Annotated in this window: 21 protein-coding genes; 9 read left to right on the top strand and 12 right to left on the bottom strand. The window is 69.9% G+C overall.

Features of this window, described 5'->3' with window-relative positions:
• The first annotated feature begins 252 nt into the window (after positions 1–252).
• Entirely contained in the window at positions 253–1,689 is a 1,437-nt protein-coding gene (gene purB / locus ACFQ91_RS12810; protein WP_198499954.1) for an adenylosuccinate lyase, read from the top strand.
• A gap of 144 nt (positions 1,690–1,833) precedes the next feature.
• On the opposite strand, the gene ACFQ91_RS12805 is transcribed toward purB, so the two are convergent.
• The 3 genes from ACFQ91_RS12805 to ACFQ91_RS12795 are packed head-to-tail and all read right to left on the bottom strand — an operon-like array spanning position 1,834 to position 4,595.
• Positions 1,834–2,571, bottom strand: coding sequence for a maleylpyruvate isomerase family mycothiol-dependent enzyme (locus ACFQ91_RS12805; RefSeq protein ID WP_198499955.1), 738 nt, complete (start codon positions 2,569–2,571; stop codon positions 1,834–1,836).
• A gap of 6 nt (positions 2,572–2,577) precedes the next feature.
• Positions 2,578–3,495 carry a fumarylacetoacetate hydrolase family protein gene (locus ACFQ91_RS12800; protein WP_198499956.1) on the bottom strand — a complete coding sequence of 306 codons (918 nt, stop codon included), beginning with the start codon at positions 3,493–3,495 and terminating at the stop codon, positions 2,578–2,580.
• The gene (locus ACFQ91_RS12795) at positions 3,492–4,595 is read right to left on the bottom strand and encodes a cupin domain-containing protein (RefSeq protein WP_198499957.1); all 1,104 of its coding nucleotides are present in this window, start codon (positions 4,593–4,595) and stop codon (positions 3,492–3,494) included. Before ACFQ91_RS12795 ends, ACFQ91_RS12800 begins: the two co-directional genes overlap by 4 nt.
• 467 nt (positions 4,596–5,062) lie before the next feature.
• On the opposite strand from ACFQ91_RS12795, the gene ACFQ91_RS12790 reads away from it, so the two are divergent.
• Positions 5,063–5,302, top strand: a complete 240-nt coding sequence (locus ACFQ91_RS12790) for a hypothetical protein (RefSeq protein ID WP_198499958.1) — start codon at positions 5,063–5,065, stop codon at positions 5,300–5,302.
• A gap of 177 nt (positions 5,303–5,479) precedes the next feature.
• Here ACFQ91_RS12790 and ACFQ91_RS12785 read toward each other — a convergent pair whose 3' ends face one another.
• Entirely contained in the window at positions 5,480–6,298 is an 819-nt protein-coding gene (locus ACFQ91_RS12785) for an IclR family transcriptional regulator (protein WP_198499959.1), read from the bottom strand.
• An 82-nt stretch (positions 6,299–6,380) separates the two neighbouring features.
• Here ACFQ91_RS12785 and ACFQ91_RS12780 point away from each other — a divergent pair, with 82 nt between their 5' ends.
• Positions 6,381–7,664 carry an aromatic acid/H+ symport family MFS transporter gene (locus ACFQ91_RS12780; RefSeq protein WP_198499960.1) on the top strand — a complete coding sequence of 428 codons (1,284 nt, stop codon included), beginning with the start codon at positions 6,381–6,383 and terminating at the stop codon, positions 7,662–7,664.
• Between the two features lie 86 nt (positions 7,665–7,750).
• Here ACFQ91_RS12780 and ACFQ91_RS12775 read toward each other — a convergent pair whose 3' ends face one another.
• The 3 genes from ACFQ91_RS12775 to ACFQ91_RS12765 all read right to left on the bottom strand — a co-directional run bounded on the left by ACFQ91_RS12775 (position 7,751) and on the right by ACFQ91_RS12765 (position 12,491).
• Entirely contained in the window at positions 7,751–9,118 is a 1,368-nt protein-coding gene (locus ACFQ91_RS12775; RefSeq protein ID WP_198499961.1) for an MFS transporter, read from the bottom strand.
• 262 nt (positions 9,119–9,380) lie between these two features.
• Positions 9,381–10,322, bottom strand: a complete 942-nt coding sequence (gene bla, locus ACFQ91_RS12770; RefSeq protein WP_198499962.1) for a class A beta-lactamase — start codon at positions 10,320–10,322, stop codon at positions 9,381–9,383.
• A gap of 270 nt (positions 10,323–10,592) precedes the next feature.
• Complete coding sequence (locus ACFQ91_RS12765; RefSeq protein WP_198499963.1) at positions 10,593–12,491, bottom strand: penicillin-binding transpeptidase domain-containing protein; 1,899 nt, start codon at positions 12,489–12,491, stop codon at positions 10,593–10,595.
• Between the two features lie 95 nt (positions 12,492–12,586).
• On the opposite strand from ACFQ91_RS12765, the gene ACFQ91_RS12760 reads away from it, so the two are divergent.
• Complete coding sequence (locus ACFQ91_RS12760; protein WP_198499964.1) at positions 12,587–13,585, top strand: LysR family transcriptional regulator; 999 nt, start codon at positions 12,587–12,589, stop codon at positions 13,583–13,585.
• A complete protein-coding gene (locus tag ACFQ91_RS12755; RefSeq protein WP_198499965.1) occupies positions 13,582–14,472 on the top strand; it encodes a serine hydrolase in 891 nt (296 codons plus the stop codon). The genes ACFQ91_RS12760 and ACFQ91_RS12755 overlap by 4 nt, the downstream gene beginning before the upstream one ends.
• Before the next feature lie 38 nt (positions 14,473–14,510).
• Here the strand turns inward: ACFQ91_RS12755 and ACFQ91_RS12750 are convergent, their stop codons facing one another.
• The 3 genes from ACFQ91_RS12750 to ACFQ91_RS12740 all read right to left on the bottom strand — a co-directional run bounded on the left by ACFQ91_RS12750 (position 14,511) and on the right by ACFQ91_RS12740 (position 19,462).
• Complete coding sequence (locus tag ACFQ91_RS12750) at positions 14,511–15,242, bottom strand: response regulator (protein ID WP_198499966.1); 732 nt, start codon at positions 15,240–15,242, stop codon at positions 14,511–14,513.
• Positions 15,243–15,370: 128 nt separating this feature from the next.
• The gene (locus tag ACFQ91_RS12745) at positions 15,371–17,572 is read right to left on the bottom strand and encodes an ATP-binding protein (RefSeq protein ID WP_198499967.1); all 2,202 of its coding nucleotides are present in this window, start codon (positions 17,570–17,572) and stop codon (positions 15,371–15,373) included.
• A gap of 81 nt (positions 17,573–17,653) precedes the next feature.
• Positions 17,654–19,462 (bottom strand): MOSC domain-containing protein, encoded by a 1,809-nt coding sequence (locus tag ACFQ91_RS12740; protein ID WP_198499968.1) that lies wholly within the window; start codon positions 19,460–19,462, stop codon positions 17,654–17,656.
• Between the two features lie 111 nt (positions 19,463–19,573).
• On the opposite strand from ACFQ91_RS12740, the gene ACFQ91_RS12735 reads away from it, so the two are divergent.
• From ACFQ91_RS12735 to ACFQ91_RS12725, 3 genes are all read left to right on the top strand, one after another.
• A complete protein-coding gene (locus tag ACFQ91_RS12735) occupies positions 19,574–19,864 on the top strand; it encodes a metal-sensitive transcriptional regulator (protein WP_137824935.1) in 291 nt (96 codons plus the stop codon).
• 129 nt (positions 19,865–19,993) lie between these two features.
• Complete coding sequence (locus ACFQ91_RS12730) at positions 19,994–20,206, top strand: heavy-metal-associated domain-containing protein (protein ID WP_198499969.1); 213 nt, start codon at positions 19,994–19,996, stop codon at positions 20,204–20,206.
• Positions 20,206–22,497, top strand: a complete 2,292-nt coding sequence (locus tag ACFQ91_RS12725; protein WP_376870089.1) for a heavy metal translocating P-type ATPase — start codon at positions 20,206–20,208, stop codon at positions 22,495–22,497. The genes ACFQ91_RS12730 and ACFQ91_RS12725 overlap by 1 nt, the downstream gene beginning before the upstream one ends.
• 138 nt (positions 22,498–22,635) lie before the next feature.
• Here the strand turns inward: ACFQ91_RS12725 and ACFQ91_RS12720 are convergent, their stop codons facing one another.
• On the bottom strand, positions 22,636–23,457 hold the full coding sequence (locus tag ACFQ91_RS12720; RefSeq protein WP_198499971.1) for a MerR family transcriptional regulator: 822 nt from the start codon (positions 23,455–23,457) through the stop codon (positions 22,636–22,638).
• 68 nt (positions 23,458–23,525) lie between these two features.
• On the opposite strand from ACFQ91_RS12720, the gene ACFQ91_RS12715 reads away from it, so the two are divergent.
• Positions 23,526–24,578, top strand: coding sequence for a hypothetical protein (locus ACFQ91_RS12715; protein WP_198499972.1), 1,053 nt, complete (start codon positions 23,526–23,528; stop codon positions 24,576–24,578).
• An 82-nt stretch (positions 24,579–24,660) separates the two neighbouring features.
• Here the strand turns inward: ACFQ91_RS12715 and ACFQ91_RS12710 are convergent, their stop codons facing one another.
• The gene (locus ACFQ91_RS12710) at positions 24,661–24,924 is read right to left on the bottom strand and encodes a hypothetical protein (protein WP_137824930.1); all 264 of its coding nucleotides are present in this window, start codon (positions 24,922–24,924) and stop codon (positions 24,661–24,663) included.
• Positions 24,925–25,111: the final 187 nt, after the last annotated feature.

The raw sequence follows: 25,111 nt of genomic DNA, 5'->3' as shown, positions 1-25,111 counted from the left end.
GTCAGCGGCGCGATCACCATGCCCGTCCCCTGCACGAGAAGACCTGCACGAGCCCAGCGCCCGAACCTGTGCCGGCACCCTAGGAGACCGGAGCGCTCGTGCTGAAGACCCCGCGCCGCCCCTGTGGACAGCGACTGAGCGTCCACAGGCCCCACGCACGCGAGTCCCCGCGCCGTCCACAGGCGCCGACCCGTGAGTGAGCGGTTCCGTGCCCGTGAGCGGACGGCTCCGGGCCCGTGAGAAAATGAGGTCATGCCGACCGTTTCACTCGCTGAAGTCTCGCCCGCCATCGCCCTCGGACCGCTCGACGGCCGTTACCGCAAAGACACCGCTGACCTCGTCGATCACCTCTCCGAGGCCGCCCTCAACCGCAACCGCATCCGGGTCGAGGTCGAATGGTTCATCCACCTCACGCAGAACTCCGTGATTCCCGGCGTGCGCACCCTCACCGAGGCGGAGGTCACGGCCCTGCGGAAGTGGGCCGAGGGGTTCGATGCGGACACGATCGCCACACTGGCCGCCCATGAGGCGGTCACCGTGCACGACGTCAAGGCCGTCGAATACACAATCAAGGACGCGCTAGTGGAGATCGGCGCCGAGGACCTGAGCGAACTCGTCCACTTCTGCTGCACCTCGGAGGACATCAACAACCTCTCGTGGGCGCTCGGCATCAAGGGCGCCACCGAGGAGGTCTGGCTCCCCCGCGCCCGTGCCCTCATCGACACCCTCGCCGAGACCGCCGAGAGCCTCGCCGAGGTCCCGATGCTCGCCCATACGCACGGCCAGCCGGCCACCCCGACGACGATGGGCAAGGAGCTCGCCGTCTTCGTCCACCGCCTGCGCCGCCAGTACGAGCGGATCGCCGCGACGGACTTCCTCGGCAAGATCAACGGCGCCACCGGCACGTACTCCGCCCACCTGGCCGCGGTGCCCGGTGCGGACTGGCCGCAGATCGCCCGCACCTTCGTCGAGGGCAGCCTCGACCTCACGTTCAACCCGCTGACCACGCAGATCGAGTCGCACGACTGGGACGCCGAGCTCTTCGCCGACGTCTCCCGGTTCAACCGGATCGCGCACAACCTCGCGACCGACATGTGGACGTACATCTCGATGAACTACTTCAAGCAGATCCCCGTCGCCGGCGCCACCGGCTCGTCGACGATGCCGCACAAGGTCAACCCGATCCGCTTCGAGAACGCCGAGGCGAATCTCGAGCTCTCCTCGGCACTGCTCGATTCGCTCGCCGCGACCCTCGTCACCTCGCGGATGCAGCGTGACCTCACGGATTCGACCTCGCAGCGCAACATCGGCGTCGCGTACGGCCATTCGGTGCTCGCACTGAACAACCTCGTCAAGGGCCTCGGTCAGCTCGCGATCAACGAAGACGCCCTGGCCGCAGACCTCGATGCGAACTGGGAGGTGCTCGGCGAGGCGATCCAGTCGGTGATGCGCGCCGCCGGCCTCCAGGGCGTGCCCGGCATGGAGAACCCGTACGAGAAGCTCAAGGAGCTCACCCGCGGCAAGCGCATCCACCAGGCCGATCTCCAGGAGTTCGTCGCCGGTCTCGGTCTGCCCGCAGAGGAGACGGCCCGTCTCACCGCGCTCACCCCGGCGACCTATGTCGGGCAGGCTGCTCAGCTCGCCCGCGACGAGGTGGCCGCGTGGAAGGCGACGTCGCCCGCCGTCTGAGGGTTCAGCGCACGTCGCCCCTCACTGAGGAACCGGCAGAAGCGCACATCACCGGCCATAACGGAACCGGCACGAACGCACATCGCCCGCCACGACGGAACCGGTCGTGGCGGGCGATGATGACTGCACTGTCGTCGACGGCGGCTACAGCCACCTCGGCGCCGGCGTGATCTCTCCCGTCGATGCCGTCACTCCGGTGTCACCGCGGCCCGATGCCCAGCGGACGAGGTCCGGCAGTTCCCCGCTGACGATCGCCGGGTCCTCGGACTCGATGTCGCCGAGGCGGTCGTCCCACCCGTCGACCGCGACGACGAGGCCCACATCGGTGCCGCGGGCCCGCCAGGTGCCCGTGATGTCGCGCAGCAGGCGGGCGAGCACGGGTTCGGGGACGTCGGAGAAGCGGGCGCCGTTGGCGAGGTCGATGGCATGGAGCCAGACCTCCCGGGTGCGCATCCACACGGTCTCCCGGGCCGGGACCTCCCGTCCCTGCGCGGTGCGCACCGTCGCCTCCCACGCCGCATCCGGGCTGTCGCGCCATTCGACGTCGAGGCTGATGGCGGCGTGGTCGTTGAGGTGGCGCAGTGCGCGCACGGGCAGGGTCGCGCCGAAGTCGATCTCGGCATCGCGGGCGGCGGGCGAGTCGTACATCGGGGTCTCGACGCCCGTGTTCGCCCACTGGACGAGGCGGGTCAGGGCACGGGCGTTGTACCCGACGTGGGCGAGGAGGTGGCGCCGCGACCAGCCGGGCAGGAGGCTCGGCTCGTCGAAGTCGGCGTCGGAGAGCTCGGTGACCTTCCGGGCGAAGAACGCCGTGCCGCGGCGGACGGTGAGCAGCTCGTCCCGGAGTTCGGGATCAGTCGTGAGATCGTGTCTGGCGACCATGGCTCTTCAGCCTGCGTCGGCCGTGCTGCCTGCGGTGGCGAGACGGGATTCGCCGGCGACGCCCGGGGCATCCGCGTCGACGATCCGGTTGGCGATCTGGCCGATCCCGTCGATCGACACGGCCACCTCGTCGCCGACGGACAGGTAGACCTGCGGGTCACGGGCCCGCCCGACCCCGCCGGGAGTGCCGGTGAGGATGATGTCGCCGGGTTCGAGCGTGATCATCGTCGAGATGTAGGAGACGAGGTGAGCCGGGGAGAACACGAGGTCGCCGATCGCGTGCTCCTGCATGACCTCGCCGTTGACGGTGGTCGTGAGCACCGCCTCGGCGGGGTCGAAGTCGTCAGCGGTGGTCAGCACCGGACCGAGCGGGGTCGAGTCCTCCCACATCTTGCCCTGCAGCCATTCCTTCGTCCGGAACTGCCAGCCGCGCATCGAGATGTCGTTGGCGATCGTGTAGCCGGCGATCGCCGCGGCCGCCGCGGTCTCGTCGACGCGGCGGACCTGCTTGCCGATGACGACGACGAGCTCGCCCTCCCAGTCGAGTTCGGGGTCCTCCGGGGCGAACGGCACATCGGCGTAGGGCCCGGTCAGCGTCTCGGCGAACTTCGCGAACAGCGTCGGGTACGCGGGCAGGTCGCGCCCCATCTCAAGGATGTGGCTGCGGTAGTTGAGCCCCACGCAGATGATCTTGCCCGGGCGCGTGATGAGCTGGAGCACCTCGGCCTCGGCTTCGGGCACGGTCGCGGCGGGGTTCGCGAGCGCCTCGGCGACGGTGGCCTCCCAGTTCTCGGTGGCGAGCAGATCGCCGACGTCGGTGAAGCCGTCGATGACGAGGTAGTCATCGCCGCTGAGCACGGCGGCGGCAGAGGCGGGGTCGGTTCCGCGGGCGGTGGATCCGGTGGCGATGGTGGCAAGTCTCACTGGTGTTCTCCTTCGACGTGGGTGCGAGCGAAATTCAGGGTTTCGATGATGGGGCGGTCGTTGAACGCGAAGAGGTCGAGGCCGGTGTCGGCCTCCACGCTCACGGCCGACCACGAGGGAAGGACGACGAGGTCGCCCTTCTCCACCGCGAACGTCCGATCGTCGACGAGGATGCGTCCCCGTCCTTCGAAGACCTGGACGACTTCGGAGCCGACGCGCCTGGTCACCGGGGTCTTCGTGCCTTCGCGGAGGCGGTGGAATTCGGCGCGGATCGTCGGCATGACGTCCCCGCCGGTCGTCGGGTTGACGTAGCGGATCGCCGCATGGCCCTGGCCGACGGTCGCGGGGAAGCCCTCGTCCTCGAGTCGCAGCTGTTCGGTGAGCGCGCGATCCGTGTGCTCCCAGCGGTAGGCGCCGATCGGCGAGCTCACGGTGTTCGCCAGTCCCGAGAGCGGCCGCAGTCCCGGATGGCCCCACAGCCGCTCGGATCGGGAGATGTCCGGGGTCGATTCGTCGGTGACCCGGTCGATGCCGAACTCGAAGAACGACGTGTCGGCGTAGTGGACGAAGGGAATGTCGAGGCCGTCGATCCACGCCATCGGCTGATCGGTCTCGTTGTGGTGGCCGTGGAAGTTCCAGCCCGGGGTGAGCAGGAAGTCACCGCGCGACATCCGCACGGGATCGCCGTTGACGACCGTCCACACGCCCTCCCCTTCGACGACGAAGCGGAACGCGTTCTGCGAGTGCCGGTGCTCAGGGGCGACCTCATGCCCGCCGAGGTACTGGATCGCCGCCCACAGCGTCGGCGTCGCGAACGGTGCCCCGCCGAGGCCGGGGTTGGCCAGCGCGATCGCGCGGCGCTCCCCTCCGCGGCCGACGGGCACGAGGTCGCCGGCGCGTTCGGCCAGCGGCAGCAGCGTCTTCCACTGCCAGAGGTGCGGCACCGCCGCCGAGGCGGGGGTCGGCGGCATGAGCTCGTCGAGCTGCGTCCACAGCGGGATCATGTTCTCCGCGGCCATCGTCTGGTACATCGCGTCGAGTTCCGCGGCTTCCTCCGCGGTGGGATCGGGGTTCGTCATCGTCGGTGCAGGGCGCGTCATCGGGACCTCCTCGGCCACAGTGCTGATTCTGCGCCGAGGCTATCGATCGTCAGGGGCCGGACGGGAGCAAATTCCGCTGGACGGAATCTGCCGGGAGCGCCGAGGCGGTGGCGACGTGACGCGGGCGTGCCGACGTCACGGCGGCAGGACTTCAGGTCGATCTGGTCCGGTTTTCGGCGCTCAAATCTGACCATTTCGTCCTGGAGTTGATGGGCCTTTCCTGGAACTCTGGAACTCATGCGGCGACGGAGAGACGGCAGGGCGATCACGGCGCGAGCGCGAGGATGCAGGTGCGATCGCGGATTTCGGTCGCGCGACGGACGCCGATTTCCCCCGCGAGGGGGATGTGGACCCATCGGCGTCCTTCCTAGACTCGAAGAGACACCAGGGCCGAAGGAACTGCCGGGCAGAGCGCCACGGGCTCGGCGGAGCTGCGGCTCTCGAGGAACGAGTGGAAGGATTTCCCGATGAGCAAGAAGGGTCACACTGATCAGAGGTCGACAGCCGTCTGGTATTTCGTCGGCGCGACCTTCCTGTTCGTGCTGCCGAACCAGCTGTTCACCGATTCCGACGGATGGGTTCGCACGGTCTTCATCGTCTTCGGAATCGTCGCGATGGCAGCCGGGTTCGCACAGATGCGACGCGAGTTCGCTGGTCGCCGGCGAGCCGCTCGGAGCGGCGACGGCACATCCCGCCCTGCCGCTTAGTCTGGGGCCGACCCTCGCTCTGTCCGGCGCGGAATGCGCTCGCGACCGATGATCGCCACGCGCAACCGCGCGCGAGAGAAGCCGGCGAAACCGGAGAGGGCCCGACCGGAACGCGCCCGCGACCCCGAAGGGAGTCCGGTCTCGCCTCGATCACCGCGGCGAGACCGAGCGCGCGGGTCAGTCGTTCTCTGCTGTGCCCCCCGACTCCGGGGTGTCGATCTCCGCCGCGATGCGGGCAAGATCGGCGCAGGCGCGGCGCACGAGGTCGATCGAGGACTCCGAGATCAGCTGCTTCGTCCGCACCGCGGGCGCGCTGAGCGCCACCGCGCTCTGCGGCGGCAGACCTCCGGCACGGGGCACGGCGATCCCGAGGGCGCTGATGTCGGCCTCGGTCTGGCGGAGGTTGAGGGCATAGCCGACGCGGCGCACGTCCGTCATCTCCGCGAGCAGCTTGACGAGATCATGGGCGGCGAGCCGTTCGGCCGGGGTCCGTCCCCCGGCGTAGAGCGAGCGGATCGATGCATCGTCGAGGGCGGCGAGCAGAGCCTTGCCACCCGAGGTCAGCCGTGCCGGCAGCACGGTCCCGGTCCGCTCCCCCACGCGCAGACGCTGCCGGGATTCGACCGTCGTGAGGAACTCGACGCTCACCCCGCGGCGACGCAGCAGAGAGACGGTCTCCCCGGTGTCAGCACTCAGCTGCGCGAGGACGTCGAGGACGGGACCGGGCACGGATTGGGTGCCCTGCGAATCGGCGACGCCGAGCGCCGGTCCCGCCCGGTACTGGCGGGCGGCGCCTCGAGTGACGAACCCGCGGTAGAGCAGGGTCGAGAGCAGCCGGTGCGCACTCGAGGGCGCGACCCCGAGGTAGTCGGCGACATCGGCGACCCGCACGCCCTCCTGCGGATGACGGCGCAGCAGATCGATGAGCAGCAGAGCGTTGTCGACGGATTCGATGGCATGGTCAGGGCGTTTGACGATGCTGAAGTGCTGCGGCATAGCCCAACCGTAACCGACTCACAGATTCCGCAGAGCAGAATTGTCTCGTGATCGGATTCACACGCTCCTTACGGTGTCACCCATGACCGAGACCACGCTCAAGGCCCCGGTGCGCAGTGAAGCGCACCGCTGGGCAGCTGTCATCATCTGCTGGCTTCTCATCGTCATGGACGGGTACGACCTCATCGTCTACGGCGCCGTGCAGAACTCACTCATCGAAACCACCGATTGGGGGCTGACGCCGGGGTCGGCCGGCACCCTCGGATCGCTGGCGTTCCTCGGCATGATGATCGGCGCCGTCGTCGCCGGTCGTCTCGCCGATGCCCTGGGCAGGCGACAGACGATCCTCGTGTGCGTCATCGTCTTCGCCGTCGCGACCGTGCTGTGCGCCGTCGCCCCGAACCCCGGCGTCTTCGGGGCGCTGCGCCTCATCGCCGGGCTCGGGCTCGGCGGACTCGTGCCGTCGGCCAATGCGCTCACCGCTGAGCTCGTCCCGCCGCGCTGGCGCGGCTCGATGGCGACCCTCATGATGTCGGGAGTGCCGATCGGCGGTGCGATCGCGGCACTGACCGGACTCGCTCTCATCCCGGCCTTCGGATGGCGGTCGATGTTCTGGATCACCATCGTGTCCTTCGTCCTGCTCGCCGTCGCATGGAAGGTGCTGCCGGAGACCTCGACCGTGCGCACGCCGGTGGCGGACCGGGGATCTGCCGGCCGGGAGAAGGCCGGGTTCAGCACCCTGCTCGGTCCGCATTGGCTGACCTTCTCCATCCTCTTCGCCCTCACCACCCTCTTCACGCTCTTCGCGTGGTACGGCCTCGGCACGCAGCTGCCGAAGATCATGCGCGATTCCGGGGCCGACCTCGGTCCGGCCCTCGCCTTCACCCTCGCCCTCAACCTCGGTGCCGTCGTCGGATCCGTGCTCACCGCATGGGCCGGGGACCGGTTCGGCATCCTGCCGACGGCGACCGTCGCCGCGGGTGTCGCCGGGGTCGCGCTCGTCTCCCTGATGAGCGGAACGACGGCGACGGCGGCGATCTACATCGCGCTCGTCCTCGCCGGCATCGGCACCCACGGCACGCAGTCGCTCATCATCGGGGCGATCGCGTCACACTACCCGGAGAATCTGCGCGGCACGGCCCTGGGCTGGGCGCTCGGCGTCGGTCGCATCGGAGCGGTGCTCGCCCCGCAGGTCTCGGGCATCCTCCTCGGGATGCAGGGGGTCGCACCGTCGATGAACTTCCTCCTCTTCGGCGGGTCGGCCCTGGCCTCGGCACTCGTCCTCGGCCTGCTCACGGTGCTCAGCCGCCGGCAGCGGAACCGCGCTCCCGAGGAGGGTGCGCCGGCCACGGCCGCCGCGCAGTGACTCGCCGGCCGCAGGTCGAGGCCCAGGCCCGATTACCGGGGCGCCTCACCTCGGCGGCGAGGCCCCTGACGCCACCTCGACCGGTCCTATGCCGGGACGAGGTGGCGGTCGGCGTCGACCTCGGCGAGCGTCTTGTTCCCCATGCTGCGGGCCAGCAGCAGCGCCGGGACACCGGCGACGATGACGACGACCGTCGCGTAGATCGCCGGGGCCAGCGTGATGCCGGTCGAGCTCATCAGCGCGGTCGCTATGAGCGGGGAGAGCCCGCCGAAGAGCACGGTGGCGACGTTGTAGCCGATCGCCATGCCGGAGAAGCGGCTGGTCCCGGTGAACTGCTCGGGGATCATCGCCGCGGCCACCGCGCTCCAGCCGGCGGCGGGAATCGCGAGGAACGCCGCGCCGCCGATCGCGATGGCCGCCGAGTCGTTGCTCAGCAGCACATAGGCGGGAATCGTCGTGAAGACGAAGACGACCATGAGCCCGGCCAGCGCGATCTTGCGTCCGAACCTGTCGGAGGCGACGCCGAAGAACGGGGTGACGACGATCGCGACGACCGCGGCGACGGTGCCGAGCGCCAGCGATCCCGAGTTCGGCACCTGCGCCACCTCTTCGATGTAGGTGGGGACGTAGGTGATGTTGAGGAAGTAGCTCACCGAGCCGATCGAGGAGATGAGGAACGCGACGAGGATCGCGCGCGGCTGTTCGACGAGCGCGGTGATGAGCGGTGACCGCTGGAGGGCGACGTCCTTCTTCTCCGCCTGCTGGAGGCGCTTGAAGGTGTCCGTCTCGACCATCATCCGGCGCAGCGGCACCATGAGTGCGGCGAGCACCGCGCCGAGGACGAAGAGCACGCGCCAGCCCCACGTCTCCATCGCCTCGGTGGACAGGGTGTTGGCCAGCAGCGCCCCGGATCCGACGGCCAGCAGCGCACCGACCTCGCTGTTCGCCGCCGCCCAGGACGCGGCGACGCCGCGCTTGCCGGGCTTGGCCGATTCCATGAGGAAGACCATGATGCCGGTGTACTCGGCGCCGACGGAGAAGCCGGAGAGGCAGCGGAAGAAGACGAGGCCCACGCCCGCCCAGATGCCGATCGTGTTGTAGTCGGGCATGACGGCGATGCCGAGCATCGAGACGGCCATGAGGACGGCGGAGACGACGAGTGCCTGCTTCCGCCCGACGCGGTCGCCGAGGTGGCCGAAGACCATCGCGCCGAGGGGTCGGAAGAGGAAGCCGGCGGCGCCGACGCCGAGGGTGAGCAGCAGCGAATCGGCCTGCCCGCCGAAGAACTCCGTCGTCAGCGTCGTCGCGACGTAGAAGAAGATCGAGAAGTCGTACCATTCGACGACGGTGCCGAAGGCGGCGACGAGCATCGACCGTCGGCGTCCGCGCTCCTTCTCGGGAGTGCCGGACTCCTGTCCGGTGCCGGGGCGTGACTCAGATTCGAACTCGGACATCGCTGATTCCGTTCGCTCATGGGAAAGGTGCACTCAGGGTGGTTGCTCGCCGGCAAGTTTCCCTTACAGGTGATCCGCGCTTGAGACTATCAGCTGACCCGGACACAGGGGAGGCTTCCGCGCATTTTTTCACTGTCGTCCATGGTCAGCGGCCCAGCACCGAGGCGGTTCTCCTTGTCCGAGAGCGCCTGCAGCACAGTCGCCGGACAGTCCGGCGGTGCCCCTGCCGAGCGAGCGCGCGGTCGTCGCGGTGCCCGCCGACTCACCGGATCGCGTCGACGGCGGCGGCTGCGGCGCGGGCGATGAGACGGTCGTCCGCCTCGGCGTCCTTCTCATCCTTCGACGACAGGACGGAGATGACGATCGGCCCGCCGTCGCCCGGCCAGACGATGCCGAGGTCATTCCGGGACCCGTAGGACCCGGTGCCGGATTTGTCTCCGACGGTCCAGTCCTCGGGCAGGTCGGCGCGGATGAGGGTGTCCCCGGTCTGGGTCGCCTTCATCCAGTCGGTCAGGGTCGTCGCCTCGTCGTCGCTGAGCACTCCCCCGAAGACGTATTCGCGGAGATTGTCCGCCGAGGCGCGTGGGGTCGTCGTGTCGCGCGGATCCCCGGGCTTCGCTTCGTTGAGCCCGGGTTCGGTGCGGGAGACCGTGGTCCCGGTGTCGCCGAGGTCGTCGAGGCGGGAATCCAAGGATGCCGGTCCCCCGAGCTCGGCGAAGATGAGGTTCGCCGCGCCGTTGTCGCTCTGCGTCATCGCGGCCTCGCAGAGCTCGGCGAGCGTCATCGTGCCCCCGACTTTCGTCTCGGTCACCGGCGAATGGCTGACGATGTCGTCGCGTGAGATCGCCACGTCCTTCGACAGGCCGTCCGTCCCCACCTCGTCGAGCAGCGCCGCCGAGGCCATCGCCTTGATCGTCGACGCGTACGCGAACCTCTCATCGCCGCGCCAGGCGACCTCCCGGCCCGTGTCGAGATCGACGGCGTAGACGCCGACCCGGGCATCGAAGTCGTCTTCGAGCTGCGTGAAGGCGGAGTCCGCAGCGTCGTCTCCCGGAGACGTGGTCGCAGTCGATTCGCCCCCTGCGGTCGGTGCCGCTGCCGCCGTCGTGGAGCCGGCCGACGCCTCGTCGGACGCCGAGGTGGTCCCGGATCCGGTGCACCCGGTGAGCAGCGCGAGTCCTGCCGCGCAGGCAACCGCAGCCATCGAGCGACGCCGGACCGGAGGCCGGGGGCGCTCGCGGAGTTCGCGTGGGCTCCATGGTCGCTGCTCCCTGCGGCCGTCTGCCGCGGTCGGCAGCGGCGTGTGTGCGTGAGACATCTCTCTCCTTGTCCTCTGTGGTGCGCCGTCCTCTGTGGTGCGCCGTCTTCTGTGGTGCGGTCTTCTGTGGTGCGCCGTGAGCGCGTCGGGTGTCCTGGAGGCAGTTCTGGTGCGCCTGCGGCGATCCAGAGCGATGGGCTGCCCCGGGTCACGTCCTCATGAGTTGAGCTCCGTGAAGAAGCGGTCGGCGACGGGCACAGCCGCCTCGGCGCCGAATCCGCCGTCCTCGACGAGCACGGCGACCGCCACGTCGCCCTGGAATCCGGCGAACCACGAATGGGTGCGCGGCGGCACGTCGGTGCCGTACTCCGCGGTGCCGGTCTTGCCGTACACGGGCCCGCCGGGGACGTCAGCGAGCGCCGAGGCGGTGCCGCCGGTCACGGTCTGACGCATCATCGCCTTCACCTCGGCGAGTGCCTTCAGGTCAGGGGCGGGGACATCGCCGTCCCTGCGGTCGGGCAGGACGAGGAGGGGTTGGACGGTGCCGCCGGCGGCCACGCTCGCGGCCATCGTCGCCACCGCCAGCGGGGTGGCGAGCACCTTGCCCTGCCCGATCATCGCCGCCGCGTGCTCGACGGTGTCGTCGACCTCGGGAACCGAGGCCATGTACGAGTCCGTGCCGATGTCGACCTCGCCCATGCCCAGCGCCAGCGCTGTCTCGCTCAGCGCCGCCGGGGTGACGTCGGGCGCGGAGTCGACGAAGGCGGTGTTGCACGACTGGGCGAAGCTCTCGGTGAAGTCGACGTCGCCGAGGACGTGGTCTTCGGCGTTCTTGAAGCGCTTGCCCTCGACCGTCGTCGTCTTCGGGCAGCTGAGCGTCGCGTCCGGGGCGATGCCGGTGCCGACCATCGCCGAGGCGGAGACGACCTTGAAGACCGACCCCGGCGGGTACTGTCCGGTCAGCGCCCGATCCCAGGCCGCACCCTTCGGATCGGCGTTGGCGACCGCGAGCACGGAGCCGTCGCTCGGGCGCATCGCGACGATCGCGGTGGGCTTCGTCCCCGTCTTCGCGGCCTCGTCAGCGGCCGTCTGCACGGCGACGTCGATCGTCGTCTCGACATCCGCACCGTCGGTGCCGGCGACCTCATGCACCGGCGCCGAGGTGGTCCCCGCACCGGCGTCGGATGCCTGGCCCGGGGCGGGGCGTGTCAGCACCGTGAGCCCGGGGGTGGGCCGCAGCGTCCGGTCGTAGAGGAGCTGGATGCCGCTCGTGCCGACGTAGGACTCGGGCGTCAGCACTTCGGGTTCGGCGGCGACCTCATCGGGGCCGGCCAGGGTGGTGCTGCCGAGGGTCGCTGCGGCGAAGTCCTTCGTCCGCGACAGCGGCTGCATGCGGGTCCGGAACACCGTGCCCGGCAGGTCGAAGATCGCGCCCTTGACGAGTTCGTAGTCATCCCGACGCAGAGTGATGACGGGGACGAAGGCGTCAGGGTCGGCCGCCTTCACGCGGTCGGCGAGCTCGTCGGGATCGACGTCGAGGGACCTCTTGAGCTGGTCGAGCGTCGCTGTCTCATCGTCGAGTCTGCTCGGCTGGAGTCCGACATCGACGACCTCCCCGTCGGAGACGAGGACCTCGTCGCCCTGCCCGAGGATGCGACCCCGAGTCCCCGGCGTCCGCGTCACTGCGAGGACCTGGCCTGCCTGCAGGTCGGGGTGGACGACGCTCTCGGCGAAGTCGGCAGTCCAGGTCGCACCGCTGCGGCGCAACGGCACCTCGGTGGTGTACGACCAGGGACCATCGGAGCTCCCTGTCGGCACGGCCCACTCCCAGCGCAGCGTCGCCGTCGCCGAGCTCACCCCGCCGTCGACGGAGTCCACGGCGACACGACGGGTGGGCACCGCCTCGGCGAGGTCAGCGACGATCGCGTCGAAGCTCTGCTGCGCATCCGCGGTCGACCAGACCGGGGACTCGAGACTGCCGGAGGTGAGATCGGCGGCGATCTCCTCGGCCGCGCTCGAGGGGAGGACGGGCAGGGTGCGCAGCGCGAGCAGGCCGATGCCGATGAGGACGAGCACGACGGCGGCGCCGATGATCCGACGAGAACGGGTCTTCATGGTGCTATCGTCGGCAGGAGCATCTTCGCATGTCCAATATCACATGGAGTTCGAACTATGCACTTTCTGATATACGTCCAGGTGGAATCGGGTCGATGAACCTCCTCAAGAGCCTCGAAATGTTCCGCGCCGTCGCCGAACATGAGAGCTTCACGCGGGCCGCCGACGAGCTCTCGCTCGCGCAGCCGCCGATCTCCCGCGGTGTCGCCGAGCTCGAGAAGCACCTCGGCGTCCGCCTCTTCGATCGCAGTTCACGGCGGATCCGGCTCACCGCCGCCGGCCGCGCGGTGCTGCCCGACGTCCTCGAGATCCTCCGCCGCATCGACGGGCTCGCCGAGACCGCCGGCCGTCGCGATCGGGGGCTCGTCATCGGGGTGAGCGGGCAGCTCGACCCCGCCGTCCTCATCGCCGCCACCCGCGAGCTGCGCCTTGCCGGCGCTCCCCCGCGCTTCACGCCGGCGGAGGCCGCGGACCTCGATGACCTCATCGGCGCCGGGGAGATCGACGCGGGCCTCGACGTGCGCGGACTCGGGGCACCGGCGACGACGTCACGGCGGCGTCAGGTCAGCGACCTCGTCGTCGACCTCGTCGCCGCCTCGCCGAGGTTCGCCCCGCACTCCGAACCCTCGAGCATCAGCGCCGCGGACCTGCGGGGCATGCCGCCGGGCATGGGCTTCGGCCGGCATGCAGAGCGGGAGTCGGTGACCCTCCTGCCCGAGGACGCCGGGCTCCTCCACGACTCCGGGCTGCTCACCCCGCTCGTCGCCCGCGGCATCCACCTCGGGCAGCTGCGGGTCGCCGACTCCGAGTTCGACGCGGTCACCCACGTCTTCGCCCATGAGTCGGTGCTCCTGTGCACGCCGCAGACGGCCCGCACCCACAGCCTTCCCCACCGGAGTCTCCGGGATGTCGAACTCGCCCGCCGCGTCGAGGTCGTCGGGTCGGAGAGCTGCGATCTCGCCGGACTCATGGAGTCCGCCCCTGCGCTGAGAGCGGCGATCGCGGAGATCCTCGGGGCCCGTCCCCACCGTACGCACGCGGTGGTCCCCGACGGGGACGGCCGCTACGCCGATGAGAGGCTGTTCCGACCGTGAGCGCGACGACCGTCATCGACGAGATCAACGGAGTGTGGACCGGCCTCGGTGCGCAGGGCTTCCTCTTTGCGGAGCACCTCGGCACGCACCGGTCGCTGGGCATCCGGGAATCGGCGCGGATTCCGCTCGCCTCGGTGGGCAAGGTCGCCGTCATCGCCGGTCTCCTCGACGCGGCCGCCGACGGCGCCGTCGACCTCACGCAGCGCCTCCTCGTCGATCCGGCGCACTCGACCCCGGGCGGGACGGGGATCGCGGGACTCCTCGACCCCGTCGAGATGAGCGTCCGCGACCTCGCCGCGATGGCCCTGTCGGTGAGCGACAACGCCGCCGCGGACACGCTCTTCGACCTCGTCGGACCCGACCGGATCATGACCGTGCTCCACCGCGGCGGGATCCGGTCGTTCGAAGTGACCTCACCGATGTCCCACCTCTACGACGTCCTCGCCGAGGTGGCCGCCGGCGATGAGGCGCAGGCCCTGGCCGTCGCGGCCGCCGACGCCCGCTCCGGGCGGGTTCCGCAGCTGCCCGATTCGGCATTCAACACCGGCACCGTGCGCGCCACCGCGAAGCTCTTCGAACTCATCCACACCGGGCGGCTGCTCGGACCCGAGGGGTCGGCGACGCTGCGGCGCCTGCTGCAGAAGCAGATCTTCCGCCATCGCATCGCCGCCGGCTTCCCGATGGATGCCGTCCAGTACTACGGGAAGACGGGCACGTTCCTCAACTTCCGGCACGAGGCCGGGGTCGTCGTCGACAGCGACGGCTCCGCCTACAGCATCGCCGTGTTCACCCGGTCATCGATCGCGACGTTCTCCCAACCGGAGCTCGATGCGTCGATCGGCTACTGCGCGCGGCTCGCGATCGAGCACCTGCGCACCCTGGGGTGAGCCCGCCGCCCAGACGCACGGGCCGCGGACGTCCCGGTTCACTCCTGTTCGACGACGGTGTATTCGAGGACGGGGCGCCCGGCGGAGCCGTAGCGGGGACGGCGCTCGAGCATGCCCGCATCGGCCATCGCCTCGAGGTAGCGACGCGCGGTGACCCGGGAGACGCCGAGGCTCGTGGCCACCTCGGCGGCGGACTGCCCCGGCTTGTCCGTGAGCACTCCCCTGACCTCCCCCTGCACCCCGTCGGGAACCCCCTTCGGGGTCGCGGTCACGGTGTGCGTGCGCAGGGCCGCGATCGCGGTGTCGACCTCGTTCTGCGTCACCTCGCCGTCGGGACAGTCCGCGCCGAGGCGGAAGCGATACGAGGAGTACGCGTCGAGCTTCGACTTGAAGACGGGGAACGTGAAGGGCTTGATGATGTACTGCGCGACCCCGTAGGACAGCGCCTCCTGGACGATCTGCATGTCGCGGGCGGCGGTGACCGCGATGATGTCGACGTCGACGCGCTGCCCGCGGATCGCCCGGCAGACCTGGAGGCCGTGACCGTCGGGGAGGTTCATGTCGAGGAGGACGAGATCGATGCCGTCGGGGTCGAGGCCGAGGATCTTGCCGGTCAGCGCCGCCATCGCCTGCGTCGCGTTCTTCGCGACCCCGGCGACGTGGTAGCCGTCGATGCGCTCGATGTACTTCGCGTGAGCGCGGGCCGCCACGGCCTCGTCCTCGACGACGAGCACACCGATGCTCGAATCAGGCTGAGAACTCTCTGACATGCCGCCAGTCTAGACCGCTGTCCGACGGGCGCTGCGGGGAATGTGTTCCAGGCTCGGCACATCCGCGACGACGGCCGTCGTCGCCCGACGGCGCCGGTCGGCAAGCCTCCCTGTGGCCCGCTCCGGCGCTACTGTTCGGTAGTCCGAGTCCGCTGTGCGGCGGCCATGTCGTCGGGCAGCCAGACGGTGAGCACGGCCCCGCTGAACTCGTCTCCGTCCTCGCCGCGGCCCTGGACGTCGATGGCCCCGCCGAGGCGGCGGACGGCCTGGACGACGAGCGAGAGTCCGACTCCCCTGGTGCCCGTCTGCTGGCGGCCGCGCCCGCTGTCGGTCGTCACCCCGTCGTGCTTCGTCGACCAGCCCCGCTCGAAGATCGCGTCGAGGTCCTCCTCGGCGATGCCGGGTCCGTCGTCGCTGACCTCGATCGTGAACCCGCTCGCACCGCCCGCGCCGCTGAGGTGGACGTGGACGCGCTTGTTCTCCGGCAGCACGTCCTGCCTGCTCAGGGCGTCGAAGGCATTGTCGATGAGGTTGCCGAGGATCGTCGCGAGGTCCCGGTCATCCCCGCCGAGGCTGCCGGTGAGTCCGACCGTGTCGACCGTCATGTCGATGCCGACCTCGCCGGCCTGGGCGATCTTCGAGAGCAGGAGCGCCGAGAGGACGGGATGGTCGAAGCTCATCTGCCCGTCGCCGGTGACCCGGCTGAGGTCGTCGAGGTCCTTCGCGGCGAAGTCGATCGCCTCGTCGACATGACCGGTCTCGAGGAGGGAGATGACCATGTGCAGGCGGTTCGCGTACTCGTGGGTCTGCGCGCGCAGCGAATCGGAGAACGAGCGCACCGAGACGAGCTCACCGGTGAGCTCGGCGAGCTCGGTGTGATCGCGCATCGTCACGACCCACGTGTCGCTGCCCTCATCGGTCGGCTGCTGGTTGACGATGAGCACCCGATCGTCGGTGTAGTGGAACTCGTTGCGGGCCCAGCGGCCCGACGCCAGGAGGTCGATGAGCGCCTCGGGCAGCTCGAGGTCCGACAGCGGGATGCCGCCCTCGGGTGTCGTCGATTCGACGGCGTCGGGAGTGGTCGTGGTGGACTTCGAGCTCGCCGAGGCGGTGGTGGGTGTGGCGCTCGCCGAGGCGGTCGCGGAGGCCCCGGTCACCTCGGTGTCCGCAGTCACCTCGGTGTCCCGCTTCGCCCGGGAATCCGCAGGGGTTCCGTCGGTCGCGGTAGTTCCTGTTCCCGAGGTCGTTGCGGAGTCCGCGGTCGTTCCGGTCTGCCCACGAGTCTCGTCGGATCCCACGCCTGCCGCGTCACCGGGACCCGCGCCCGCATCCTCGGCGGACCCCGTACCATCCGCCGCCGACCCCGCACCCTGCCGCTTCGTGCCGACGCTCGGGAGGCCGAGGAGTTGGCGCGCCTCGGCGTTGATGAGGACGATCCCGAGCGACCGGTCGATGAGCAGCAGACCCTCGGAGACCGCTTTGAGCACGGAGGAGTAGAACTCGATGATGCCCCGCAGCTCGTTGGCGCCGTAGTCGCCGGTGACTCGGCGCAGACCGCGCGAGGTCACCCACGAGGCGCCGATGCCGAGCAGCAGAGTCGCGATCGCGATGCCGATGAGCCATTTGCTCTGGGCGAGGAAGCCGGCCCGGACGGCGTCGGCGGAGTTGCCGACGATGACGGCGCCGACGACGGTGTTCGGTCCCACCTCGTCGATGCCCAGATGCTTCGCGAAGACCGGGGTGACGACGTACATCGTGCCGCCGCCCTCCCCGCCGTCGTCGAGGAACCGGACGACGGAGCGCCCGCTGAGGATGCGGGTGGGGCCGATCGACGCGGCGAGCTGGTCGATCGAGTCATCGGGGATGTCACCCGAGGATGCGGTGACGATGTTGCGCTCCATCGCGACCCGGCGATCGGCGGACCCGAGCGAGGGCGGGGTGCGCAGGTAGTCGATCGGCACGACCGCTGCGGTGTCGAACTGATACTCGTTGACGACGTTGTCGAGCATCGAGCGCACGTCGGCGCGGGAGGACGGCGCGAGGAGGTCATCGCTGAGGTCGGTGTTTCCGGCGTCGACGATGCCGAGGGACAGCGAGATGCTGTCCGCGGCCGAGCGGAGGAGATCCTGCTGCCGGGCGGTGTTGATCTGCGAGAGCTGGAGGTAGAGCAGGCTCGTCGTCAGGACCATGATGCCGACGAGCATGACCGAGTTCGCGAACATGATCCGCCCGGCGACCCCGTAGCGCACCCGGCGGCTGAGCCGCACGACGGGACGCACGAGCGCGCGCGAGAGCGTCGGACGCGTCGTCTCGTCGGCCGGGGTCGTCATGGCCCCATTGTGTCACCCGGCCGTGCTGGGATCGCGTCACCCGGCCTGTCCGGCCCGGGCTGTCCGGTCCGGTCGGATCCGTCAGAGGGCGAGGCTGATCGGACCGGCGGGCACGGCCGAGCACACGAGCACCTCGTCCGCGGCGACCTGGGCAGCCGGTTCGATCGGGTAGGCGACGGAACCGGCGGCGAGCCGCACCGAGCAGGTGCCGCACGATCCGCCCCGGCACGAACTCGCCGCCTGCATGCCGCGCGCCTCGAGCGCCTCGAGGAGGGTGCCCTGGGTCGGCTCCCAGAGGAAGCTCGTCCCCGAATCGGCAAGCGTCACCTCGGCGGGAGGCCATTCGGCGATCGCCTCGGTCATCCCGGACCGCGGGGACGCGAAGGTCTCCTGGTGGACGCCGGGCACCCCGGCTTCATCGGCCGCGGCGAGGACGGCGCGCGTGAAGTCCGCGGGTCCGCACACCATGACGTTGTCGCAGCCGGTCAGCAGCGCGACGAGCTCGGCGTGGTCGGGCCGGCCGGCCACCGCAGTGTCCCGATGCTGCGCCTCGACGGGGAGACCGGTGCCGTGGGCGCGGTCGAGGAGCCGATTCCACAGGCACGCCGTGCGCTGGTCCCGGTCGACGTGGAGGAGCCTGAGCCGCTCGGCTGCGGGCAGAGCGCTGCCGCCGCCGGCGCCACCGGCCCCGACGGCGACCGGCTGACGGGTCGCCTCGCGCAGCAGTCCGAGGCTCGGGGTGATCCCGATGCCTGCGGTGATGAGCGCCGTCGTGCCGCCGAAGACGCGATCTGCCGTCATCGTGCCGTGCGGTCCTGACGCGAGCACCCGTTCCCCGGCCGGCAGGCTCGCAACGGCGCGGGACCCCTTGCCCTGCGTGCGCACGGCGATCGAGACGATGTCATCGGTGACGTCGGTGATCGTATAGGTCCGCCAGAACGGCGCCCCGAGTTCGAGGTGGACGCGCAGATTGGTCCCCGGTTCGTCGAACTCGCGGATCCAGCCGAGTTCGTCGCGCAGGGAGATCTCCACGGTGTCGTGGCAGATCTGCCGGGAGTCGAGCACCGTCATGAAGCGCGGGGTCCGCGCCGTGGGCACATGCTCCCGGGGCGCCTCGCCCTCGATGACGATCTCATCGCCGGCGGTGATCACCCCGGACTCGAGGATGCGCCCATAGACGCCGCAGTGGACGTGGCCGCACGCGGAGGCCAGCAGGCGCGGAACGTTGACGTCAACCTCGGTGGTCACCGGGTTGACGGTCGTCGCCGGGCAGCGTTCGATGGCCTGGCTGATCGCCAGCCGCACCCCGCCGAGGCGGACGATCCGGCCGATGAGACCGAACTCGGCGAACGGCGCGAGCCCGTCGAGGAGGACGTTGCCGCGGAACCGCAGCGGGTCGAGGTCGTCGCCGGCGCCGAGTGCCGCCCGTCCCTCGTCGGTGGCGCCGATGGCTGCGACCGTGGCGGGGTTGATGAGCGAGATCCCGGACTCGCGGGAGTCGAACATGCCCTGTCCGGCGACGACGAGACTGCGCGGAAAACTGCCCTGTGGGGGTATGCGGGCGCCGAGGAACTCCGCCGCCGCGGCCCGGCTCTCGAGGTCGTCGACGCGGAAGGTCGTCGCCTCCCCGTCCGGCGCGGTCAGGGTGAGTGCGGGGACCGCCTCGGCGGGTGCACTGGCCACCTGCCATCTCTGCAGGTCAGGGTCGTTTTTCAGGACCGTGAAGGCGGAGTATCGCTGCCACTGGTCGGCGGGGACGTCGAGGCTTCCGTTCGTGAAGGCGGCGACCCGGTCGCCGAGGATGCCGCGGTTCGCATCGACGACCGCCTCGGCGATCTCCTCTGCCGGGAACCCCTTGACGGGGAAGCGGAACAGTCTGACAGCACGCATGCCTCGATTCTAGGAGCACCGGGGCGACGCGGGCGGGGTGATGAGACGAATCGCACAGAGACCGCCTCGGCGGGGGTTGCGCGATACCCTATGGGGGTATAAAGTCAGGTCATGACTGAGCAACATGGATACACCCCGCAGAAAGACGCTCTGGAACGCCGGATGAAGCGGATCGAAGGACAGGTCCGCGGGATCGCGAAGATGATCGATGAGGACAAGTACTGCATCGACATCCTCACCCAGGTCTCGGCAGCCACAGCCGCACTGCACGCGGTCTCCATCAACCTCCTCGAAGAGCATATCGCTCACTGCGTCGTCGACGCCTCCGCCGCCGGCGAGGACGAAGCGCGCAAGAAGATCGAGGAGGCTTCAGCCGCCATCGCCCGACTCATCAAGAGCTGAGCGCCCCTCCAGGGCTCCGTCCCCCTTCCTCTCGGGACGGTCATCCCGCCGAGGCGGCGCTGACCTGATGAGGCACGGCGTCGATCGCCGGTCGACCGGCCGGCGAGACGTGCGAAGAAAGCAGGAGACATGACCACCACCACGATCACCGTCAGCGGAATGACCTGCGGCCACTGCGTCGCCTCTGTCACTGAGGAGATCGGCGCGCTGACCGGCGTGACCGACGTCGCCGTCGACCTCAACGCCGGCGGGGACTCCCCCGTGACGATCACCTCGACCACCGACCTGGACGACGCGGACATCCGCGCCGCGGTCGACGAAGCGGGCTACGAGGTCAAGTGATGTCGCGCGAGGTTGATCTCGACATCACGGGAATGACCTGCGCATCGTGCTCGGCCCGGATCGAGAAGAGGCTCTCGCGCCTCGACGGGGTGACCGCTGAGGTCAATCTGCCGCTCAACACCGCCCACGTCGTCATCGACTCCGACCTCACCGACGGCGACGTCACCGCCGCCGTCGAGAAGGCCGGGTACGGGGCGAGCGTGCGGAAGGCCGCCTCGGCGGGTCCCGAGATCGTCGACTACGACCCCCGCCACCTCCGGCCGCGGTTCATCGGCTCCCTCATCCTCGCGGTGCCGATCATCGCCGTCTCGATGGTGATGAGCTGGCACTTCCCGGGCTGGCAGTGGGTCGTCGGGCTCCTCGCCCTCCCGGTCGTCACATGGGGTGCGTGGCCGTTCCATTCCGCGGCGTTCAAGGCCGCCCGGGGCGGGTCGACGACGATGGACACCCTCGTCAGCGTCGGCATCATCGTCGCCAGCGGGTACTCGTACGCGACGCTGCTGCGGGCGGTCGTCGACGGGCACGGCTGGGCGATTCCCGGGACCTACCATGTGTGGTTCGAGGCGGCCGCGGCGATCACCGTGTTCCTCCTCATCGGCAAGCTCACCGAGGATCGCGCGAAGAACCGGGCGACCGCCGCCCTGCGCAAGCTGCTCGACCTCGGAGCGAAGTCGGCGACCGTGCTGCGCTCGGTCGATCCCGGTTCTCCCGGCGCCGAGGCGGGGGCAGGCGAGGGCTCATCCGTTTCCGGTCCGGGGTCTCCTCATTCGGGTGACCTGTCCGGTCATTCAGGTGACCTGTCCGGTTCCGGCGAGCGCGTCGAAGTGCAGGTGCCCATCGCGGAGCTGCGCGTCGGTGACGTCTTCCGCGTCCGTCCGGGCGAGAAGATCGCCACCGACGGGGTCATCGTCGCCGGTCACTCGGCCGTCGACGAGGCGATGCTCACCGGTGAATCCACCCCCGTCGAGGTCGGGGTCGGCGACACCGTCACCGGTGCGACGATCAACACCTCAGGGGTGCTCGAGGTCCGCGCCGAACGCGTCGGCGCGGAGACGACGCTGGCGGCGATGGCCGATCTCGTCAGCCGCGCACAGCTGGGCAAACCGGCCGTGCAGCGCCTCGCCGATCGCATCTCGGCGGTGTTCGTGCCGATCGTCTTCGTCATCAGCGTGCTGACGTTCCTCGCGTGGGGTCTCATCAGCGGCGACTGGGCGATGGGCCTGCATGCGGCGCTCACGGTGCTCATCATCGCGTGTCCCTGTGCGCTCGGGCTGGCGACCCCGACGGCCCTCGCCGTGTCCTCGGGCCGCGGTTCGCAGCTGGGGATCCTCGTCTCGGGCCCCGAGGCGCTCGAGTCGACGCGGTCGATCGACACCGTCGTGCTCGACAAGACCGGCACCCTGACGACGGGCGTGATGACGCTCATCGGCTCGCAGCTGTCCGACGCGGACTTCGCCGTGCTCGCCCGCCTCGAAGAGCAGAGCGAGCACCCGGTGGCCCGCGCGATCGTCGAGGCGTCACGGGCGGAGCGTGTCACTGCCGGGGCGGCGACCGCCTCGGCGAGGGTCGAGGACTTCGCCGCGATCCCCGGCGGAGGGCTCGAGGCGAGGATCGACGGACGCGAGGTCATCGCCGGTCGGCCCGATCTGCTCGGCGAACGCGGGATCACGGTCGACGTCGCCCCCGACGCCGTTCCGGCGGGCGCGACGATCGTCGCACTCGCCGTCGACGGGGACTTCCGCGGGCTGACGTTCGTCGCCGACGAGGTGAGGGACGGGGCCGCCTCGGCGATCTCCGAACTCCATCGCCTCGGTCTGCGCACGGTGCTGCTGACCGGGGACAATGCCTCAGCCGCCGAGGCGGTCGCCGGCAAACTCGGGATCACCGAGGTCTTCGCCGACGTCCGTCCCGAGGGCAAGATCGCCGTCGTCGACGAACTCCAGGCGGACGGGCGCTCGGTCGCGATGGTCGGCGACGGCATCAACGATGCCGCGGCCCTGGCCGGCGCCGACCTCGGCATCGCGATGGGCTCGGGCACGGACGCGGCGATGGCCGCCTCGGACATCACGATGGTGCGGTCGGATCCGCGGCAGATCCCGCAGGCGATCCGCCTGTCGCGGCGGACGCTCGGCCTCATCAAGGGCAACCTGTTCTGGGCCTTCGCCTACAACACGGCGGCGATCCCGATCGCCGCGGCCGGACTGCTCAGCCCGATGATCGCCGGTGCCGCGATGGCGTTCTCCTCGGTGTTCGTCATCCTCAACAGCCTCCGGCTCCTGCGGTTCCGGTAGAGGGGTCCTCCGGCGGGGCGGGCCCCAAGGTTCTGCGCCGCTTCCCTGGTGATTTCAGCTCCGAAATCACCCTGGGGGCGGCGCACAATCGCCTTCACCCTTCCGCAGACCTGAGAGCCGGGCCCAGACCGGGCACTTCTAGGCCCCTTCCGGCCCCTCGCTGGTCCCCTGCGGCCCGGCATCCGGCTGCGACGGCACCCCTCCAGGCTCCCCGGACTCGCCGGACCTCCCGGACTCTCCCACCTCCCCGGACTCGCCGGACCTCCCGGACTCTCCCTCCTCCCGGGAACCCTCCCGCGCTGCGCGCGCGAGGTCCTCGGCCGGCCAGAAGAGGCGTCTCGCCCGGTCGGAGTGCGCGAGCTTGCGCAGACTGTCGATGAAGACCGAGCCGAGCACCGTCCCGAGAACGGACTTCTCGACGATCGTCGCGGGGTCGTCAGTGGGGGCGAGGCTGGCAACGTCGGCGTCGGCGATGCGCTCGGCCGCCTCGGCGTAGACATCGAGATGGCCGAGCAGATCCTCATGCCCCGTGTCGATCATCGTCTCCACTGCGGTGATGAGCGGGCCGAGCGCCGGCTCATCGGCTGCGAGATTCCAGTCGCGGTCGGCGATGAGGGCATCGATGAGGGCGGCGGCCTGCTCGCGGGCACTCGGCGTCCCACCGCCGGGATCGGGGTCGCCGGGGCGGGAGTTGACCCCGATGATCGCCTGACCGAGCGCGACGGGCACCTGCGGCTGGGGTGAATCGAGCTCGGCGAGCACCGCCCGCGCCGACGCGATCGACATGCCGCCGATCGTCACCATCGCGCGCACGAGCCGCACCCGGTGGACATGGTCGCTGCCGTACCCCCCGGGATCCTCGGCAGTGACGGTCGCCCGCGGCACGAGGCCCTCGCGGATGTAGTACTTGATCCGCGGGATCGGCACCCCGGTCTGCTCGCTGAGCTGAGAAATCCGCATCGCCCTCCCCATCAGTTCCGTCGGCGAACACTCTTGCACGCCCACTACGGATAGTCTACTATCTGTTTATGGATAGCGGACTATCTGACAATGACGTCGGACGACCCCGGGAGAACGGCGCGACCCCCGCGTCGACGGGCCGCCTCGGCGAGACCACCCTGCGTCCGGCGACGATCGTCTCCGGACTCTCCCGACTCCATCGCCCCCTCATCGCTGCCGCGGTCTTCGCCGCCCTCATCGCCGTCATCGCCATCGTCGGGTACTTCACCGACGACCGCACCCTCGTCGGCGCGCCGATCTGGCACAAGGCCGCGAAGTTCGGCATCTCGATCGCGATCTACACCGTGACGATCGCCTGGATGCTCCAGTTCCTGCCCCGCCGCAGCCGCATCGGCCGGGTGCTCGGAACGATCATCGCGATCGGGATCTCGGTCGAGCTCGCCTTCATCGTCGTGCAGATCATCCGCGGGCAGATGAGCCATTTCAACGTGCGCACACCCCTCGACGCGGGCCTGTACTACGGCATGGGCGGGCTCATCACCGTGGTGTGGCTGGCGAATCTCGTCCTCGGCTTCGTGCTCGCGTTCCGCCGACTGCCCGACCGGGGCATCGCCGCCGGCATCCGCTGGGGCACCGCGATCGGCCTCATCGGCATGGCGATCGCGTTCCTGATGACCGTCGGCGAGCTCAACGTCGTCGACATGGACGCCGCCGAGGCGCAGGGTCTGGCCGGCGCCCACAGCGTCGGGGCCGTCGACGGCGGACCGATGATGCCGATCACCGGCTGGAACACCGAGGCGGGCGACATCCGCGTCCCCCATTTCCTCGGGATCCACGCGCTCCAGATCATCCCGTTCGCCGCCCTCGGACTCGTCCTCCTCGGGCGTCGGTGGCCGCGGCTGCGGCCGGCATCGGTGCGGGTCGGCCTCGTGCGGATCGTCGCGCTGTTCTACCTCGGCGTCGTCGCCCTGGCCACCGTGCAGGCGCTGCGCGGACAGTCCGTCGCCCAGACTGATGGCCCGATGTTCGCGGCCCTCAGCGGCCTGGCCGTCCTCGCCGGTGTCGGTGCCCTTGCCGTCATCCTGCGCCGAGGCGGCTCCCGAGTCGAGCGTGTGAGCTGAGGTGAGGGCGGCGGTCGGGTGGGAACACGAGGCGGTTCGACGATCCTCGTGCCCGCCCGGAAGCTCTACTTCCCGGAAGTCCCTACTTGAGGACGGGGTAGGACTGGTCGTCGTTCTGCGTGTCGTTGCGCATCACCCAGTTGAGCACCGCGGACAGAGCGCTGACGAGGACGAATGCGATCCCGGCGTAGATGAAGGCATAACCGAACGCATCGGAGTCCTGCCACGCACGGGTGACGATGATCGAGAGGATGAGAACGGCGACGCCGCAGACCAGCCCCACTTTGAGCGCATCCTTGTAGGACACGGTGCTGGAGGACTTCTTCGCGGAGTTCGACGTTGCCATACCACCAGGGTACCGACTCGGGCTGAGAGGCGACAGCCGAGCGACCCTCGACCCGACTGCCGAACGGCCCTGAACGCGACAGCCGAGTGACTATGAACCCGATACCCGGCAACCACCGCACCCACCAGCCTCCCGCCCCCGAATCCGGCTCCCGACTATCTCCAGAAACCGACACCCGCACAGACCC

Source organism: Brevibacterium sp. NPDC056726 (assembly GCF_042790515.1).
GTDB classification, from domain to species: Bacteria; Actinomycetota; Actinomycetes; order Actinomycetales; family Brevibacteriaceae; genus Brevibacterium; species Brevibacterium sanguinis.
This window is presented reverse-complemented; position numbering and strand designations above follow the sequence as displayed.